At 45.2% G+C, this 5,131-nt stretch carries 6 protein-coding genes; 5 read left to right on the top strand and 1 reads right to left on the bottom strand.

The window, feature by feature from the left end; all coding sequences use genetic code 11:
- On the top strand, positions 1-405 hold a 405-nt coding region (locus AC1U9U_RS15390; RefSeq protein WP_479961435.1), incomplete at its 5' end, for an AMP-binding enzyme.
- A 248-nt stretch (positions 406-653) separates the two neighbouring features.
- Here the strand turns inward: AC1U9U_RS15390 and AC1U9U_RS15395 are convergent.
- Positions 654-878, bottom strand: coding sequence for an alpha/beta-type small acid-soluble spore protein (locus AC1U9U_RS15395; RefSeq protein ID WP_479961436.1), 225 nt, complete (start codon positions 876-878; stop codon positions 654-656).
- A gap of 352 nt (positions 879-1,230) precedes the next feature.
- On the opposite strand from AC1U9U_RS15395, the gene hypF reads away from it, so the two are divergent.
- The 4 genes from hypF to AC1U9U_RS15415 all read left to right on the top strand — a co-directional run.
- On the top strand, positions 1,231-3,531 hold the full coding sequence (gene hypF / locus AC1U9U_RS15400; RefSeq protein WP_479961437.1) for a carbamoyltransferase HypF: 2,301 nt from the start codon (positions 1,231-1,233) through the stop codon (positions 3,529-3,531).
- On the top strand, positions 3,531-3,761 hold the full coding sequence (locus AC1U9U_RS15405; RefSeq protein ID WP_479961438.1) for a HypC/HybG/HupF family hydrogenase formation chaperone: 231 nt from the start codon (positions 3,531-3,533) through the stop codon (positions 3,759-3,761). Before hypF ends, AC1U9U_RS15405 begins: the two co-directional genes overlap by 1 nt.
- The gene (gene hypD, locus AC1U9U_RS15410; RefSeq protein WP_479961439.1) at positions 3,739-4,842 is read left to right on the top strand and encodes a hydrogenase formation protein HypD; all 1,104 of its coding nucleotides are present in this window, start codon (positions 3,739-3,741) and stop codon (positions 4,840-4,842) included. Before AC1U9U_RS15405 ends, hypD begins: the two co-directional genes overlap by 23 nt.
- Positions 4,843-5,131 (top strand): AIR synthase related protein (locus AC1U9U_RS15415; protein WP_479961440.1); only part of this gene is annotated, 289 nt, incomplete at its 3' end.

The raw sequence follows: 5,131 nt of genomic DNA on the forward strand, positions 1-5,131 counted from the left end.
CGGGATGGTTGGCTATATACCGGAGACCTTGCCCAAATGGATGAGGATGGATATTTTTATATTGTTGATCGTAAAAAGGATATGATAATTTCCGGCGGTTATAATGTTTACCCTCGGGAAATTGAAGAGGTATTATACGCACATCCGGCTGTAAGGGAAGCAGTTTGTGCAGGGGTCCCTGATTCCTATTGGGGTGAAAAAGTAAAAGCCTATGTAGTTTTGAAGGAGGGACAAGAGATCTCTGAAGAGGGGCTAATCGAATATATGAAAAAAGAATTAGCCTCTTATAAAATTCCTAAACAAATCGAGATTAGGGACAGTCTTCCCAAAACCGCTGTCGGAAAAGTGCTAAGAAGGTTCTTAGTAGAGGAAGAGAAGCAGCGGCTTCAGGCAAAGGAAGCATAATGGATCACGGTGATGGCATTACATGGCGGAAGTTATTATGTATAATCTCAGCCGGGTAAAGGCAGTACCTTTTGGTTTGAGCTGAAAATTGTATAAGCAGTATTTTTTAGTTAAGCAATAAAGCGGTTAAGCAATAAATCAAAAAATAGGGGCGAATAAATCGCCCCTATTTTTTTGTAAGTGCTCTCTTTAGGGAGTCACTTCATTTGCCTGAGAATCATGTTGGCCGTCATGGTTCACCGGCAATATTAACTTTGACCCTCAATGTCAACACCTTTACTCATCTGCTCTTCAGCAAATTCAACCATTTTTTTGACCATGTTCCCTCCAATTTGGCCGACTTCCCGAGTGGTCATGTTTTCAAAGCCTCTCTCTTTGATATCGTTATCTAATTGGAGTTCCTCCGCTACTTCCCATTTCAGTCGGTCTAAATTGTTTTCGGATTCAGGAACCATTGGCGTTTTATTGCTCATTTGACCTTCCTCCTTTAATATGACTTTTGGGAAATATTAAAGAGTCATTATTAAAATAACCAAAAAGAGAAATTCTATGCATATACAATTCAAAATCTAATGCAAAAAAAATTGCCCAACGCTTTGTCGGGCATAGAGCAGAGGGGTTAGATTGAGGAGGAGTGAAATGAGAAGGTAAATAAATACCACACATTGTGATTGTATGTGCATTTCACAATTAGATTGTAACCTATTTCCCAATCAATTGCTACCCCTTTTTAAAATTTTTGAAAATTAAAATTATTTACTTAACGCTACTAAGGAGTGTAGAATGTATTTACATGGTTAGATGTGACAGAAAGCGGGTAAATTTATGGCAAAAGCTTATTTCATTCATCTTAATGGAATTGTACAAGGTGTGGGGTTTAGACCTTATGTCTATCGTTTAGCACAAGAAATGGCGATCAAAGGCTGGGTCAATAATTCCAGCCATGGCGTCTTTATCCATGCCGAAGGTCCACAGGTCCATGCTTTTTATAGCCGCTTGTTGAAGGAAATACCACCATTAGCAAAGCTAACAATAGCCGAATATCAAGAAGTGAAACTTGGTAATTATTCCGGTTTTGAGATACTTCAGAGCGAAGAGGATGGACAGGCCGATGTCCTGATCTCACCGGATATAGCTACTTGTGCCGATTGCTATGCCGATCTTAGAGATCCATCTAACCGCCGCTATGGCTATCCCTTTACGAATTGTACCAATTGCGGTCCACGTTATACAATTATTAAAGATGTTCCTTATGATCGCGTTCAGACAACTATGGGGTCCTTTCCCATGTGCGAAGAGTGTGCCCAAGAATACATGGAACCTTTAGATCGGCGTTTCCATGCCCAGCCCGTTGCTTGCTTAGAATGTGGGCCGAGAGCTGAGCTTTTAAACGCGCAAGGAGAAGTCCTGGACGGCTTAGGTATTAAACAACTCTCTCTGGGAGCAATCTTGGCGGTTAAGGGTTTAGGGGGCTTCCATCTTGTTTGTGATGCGGCCAATCAGGAAGCTGTAAAGCGTTTGCGCCAACGCAAAGAACGGGGAGCCAAACCCTTTGCTTTGATGGCGCGCAATCTGGAAGTTATTCGTAAATATTTAGTAACATCTGTTAAAGAGGAAGAGCTATTACAAAGTACAGCGGCTCCTATTGTAATATTGGCGAGGAAAAAGGGTTATGAAAGCAGCTTGCCCGTAGAGATAGCTCCGGGACTCAATACTTTGGGGGTAATGCTGCCCTATACCCCTCTTCATGCCTTGCTTTTTGATGGTCCCTATAACTTCTTAGTCATGACCAGTGCTAATCTCAGCGGTCGACCTTTAATCTATACCAATGCTGAAGCATTTGAGGAGCTTAAAGGAATTGCCGACTATTTTCTTTTGCATAATCGGGATATTTTTCATCCCTGTGATGATTCAGTTGTACAGGTCATTGGTGAAGAGGCTGTATTTCATCGCCGTGCCCGGGGCTATGTTCCTTTACCGCAAAAGTGCTCAGGGGTAAATACTCCAATTTTAGGGGTAGGGGGAGAATTGAAAAATGCCTTTTGTCTGGCCCAGGGCAGCAGGGCTTTTACCAGTCAGTATCTGGGAGACATGGAAGGTTACGAGAACTTCCAGCGTTTTCGTCAGGAACTGGCATCTTTTCAGAAGGTGGTACAGATTGTTCCGGAGGTTGTGGCTTATGATGCTCATCCTGATTATCAGACAACCGGCTTTGCTTTAGCAAGCCCCTGGTCCCGGAAAATTAAAGTTCAGCACCATCATGCCCATTTGGTCAGCGTCTTGGGTGAACACGGTCTGTGCACCCCTACTTTAGGCGTGGTCTGCGATGGGACAGGCTGGGGTGAGGATCAAAGAATATGGGGATTTGAATTTCTTAAGGGGAATGCTCGTGGTTATAAGCGTTTAGCTCATCTCGAATATCTTCCTTTACCGGGAGGGGACGCCGGGGCAAAGCATCCTTTACGGATTGCCTACGCTTACGCCAGGACTCTGCTGACTGAGCAGGAGTGGTCTCAGACGGAAAGAGTCTGGGAACGGCTTAATCCAGCCGAGCAAAAGATGCTTGACCAGCAATTGGCGAAAAATCTTCAAATCTTTGAGACTTCAAGTGCGGGGCGTTTATTTGATGCTGTCAGTGCCTTGCTGAATGTATGTACAAAGGTAACTTACGAAGGACAAGCAGCTATTGAGCTGGAAAAGCAGGCAAGTGTGTGGCTTCAAGATAAAAATCCTTGCCAAGCCCAAGGCTATATCGATGACTCCGAGTATATACCCCGTTATCACGTGGATTGGGCTGAGGGAGAGGAGGGGCTGGTTCTAAAAATAAAGGGACTGTTTCAAGGAATTGTTCAAGATCTGCTTAGGGGGGAAGAGGCCGGCTTTATTGCTTTTCATTTCCATGAAGCAATCGCCTGCGGAATCGTAAAGACTTTGCTAAAGCTTCAGGCCGGTCCGGGTCCAGTGGTTATAACTGGTGGAGTATTTCAAAATAAATTGTTAACCGAAAGAGTGTTGACTCTTTGTAAAAACTATGGAATTTCAGTCATCCGCACCAAGGAATTGCCCCCGGGTGATGGGGGCTTGGCTTTTGGTCAAGTATTAATTGCAAATGAGAGGTGTCAATAATGTGTTTAGCTATTCCGGCTCGTGTTGTATCAATAGATGATATGATGGCTAAAGTGGATATGATGGGAAATGAACGTACGGTGGGAACTCATTTAGTGCCGGAGGTCAAGGTGGGAGATTATGTCCTGGTTCATGCCGGGTTTGCTATTGAAATCGTGGATGAGCAGTATGCCAGGGAAACCGAAGAATTACTAATAGAGGAAGCGAATGCCCGTGAAAACTTACAATAAGAACGAGAATGCAAAAGAGATTGCCGAGGGTTATTTAAAGGAGATTCAAGAGTTAACAGACGCCCCGTACACGGTTATGGAGGTATGTGGGACCCATACGGTAGCTATTGCCAAAAATGCTTTACGTGATTTGCTTCCGGCCGAGATTCGCTTGGTCTCAGGACCGGGGTGTCCTGTTTGCGTTACGGACAGCAGTGATATTGACCGCTTCTTATATCTTGCTGCTCAACCTAACGTCATTACGGCCACTTTTGGCGACATGATACGGGTGCCGGGCTCTAAGAAAAGCCTGCAGATGCTGCGTGGGGAAGGTGCGGATATTCGGATTGTTTACTCAACTCTGGATGCTTTAGATCTTGCTCGGAAGAACCCCGGGAAAGAAGTGGTATTTTTGGGTGTGGGCTTTGAAACTACGGTGCCCACGGTGGCTGTGAGCATAGAAAATGCCCAAAAAGAAGGTCTTAAGAATTATAGCGTCTTATCCATGCATAAGCTGGTCCCCCCGGTTCTGCGGGCTTTGGCGGAAGACCCGGAGACTAAGGTAGATGGCTTTTTGGATCCCGGCCATGCCTGTGTCATTATTGGTACGGAACCACTGGAATTTATAGCCACGGACTATGGCAAGCCCGGTGTGGTTACGGGCTTTGAAGGTGTGGATATTTTGGAGGGGCTGGTTATGCTCCTCAGGCAAAGGGCTCAGGGTCAGGCTAAGATCGAAATCCAATATCAGCGGATGGTCAAACCTGAAGGCAACCCTGTTGCCAGGGCCTTAATCGATAAAATCTTTGAACCCACTGATGCAGCTTTTCGGGGGCTTGGTGTTATACCCGGCGGAGGCTTAAGTATCCGTAAGGAATATGAAGCGTGGGATGCCCGGAAGAAATTTGACCTTCCGGAATTTAAGACTACCGAAATCCCCGGCTGCTGCTGTGGTCAGGTTCTCAAAGGTCAGATTGCTCCCACCCGATGTCCTTTATTTGCCCGTAAATGTACTCCTTTATCCCCTGTAGGCCCTTGTATGGTTTCCTCGGAGGGGTCCTGTGCCGCTTATTACCGCTATGCACAAAGGAGTGAGTGGTAGATGGAACGAGTTATCATGGCTCATGGCAGCGGCGGCCGCTTAAGCCATCAGCTGGTACAGGAAATTTTTCAAAAATATCTTCGCAATGAATATTTAGATCAAATGAATGACGCTACAATTTTACCGGGAAGTGAGACTTTAGCGATCAGTACTGATTCCTTTGTAGTTTCGCCGATTTTTTTCCGCGGGGGAAATATCGGGAAATTAGCTGTGTGTGGCACCGTCAATGATTTGGCGGTGTCCGGAGCCCAGCCTCGTTATCTTTCCTTGGGAGTGATCCTTGAGGAGG

This window comes from Desulfitobacterium sp. (genome assembly GCF_982384815.1).

Coding starts and splice junctions, on each gene's coding strand:
- AC1U9U_RS15395 (WP_479961436.1), bottom strand. CDS start 878: ATGAGCAATAAAACGCCAATGGTTCCTGAATCCGAAAACAATTTAGAC.
- hypD (WP_479961439.1), top strand. CDS start 3,739: ATGCCCGTGAAAACTTACAATAAGAACGAGAATGCAAAAGAGATTGCC.
- hypF (WP_479961437.1), top strand. CDS start 1,231: ATGGCAAAAGCTTATTTCATTCATCTTAATGGAATTGTACAAGGTGTG.
- AC1U9U_RS15405 (WP_479961438.1), top strand. CDS start 3,531: ATGTGTTTAGCTATTCCGGCTCGTGTTGTATCAATAGATGATATGATG.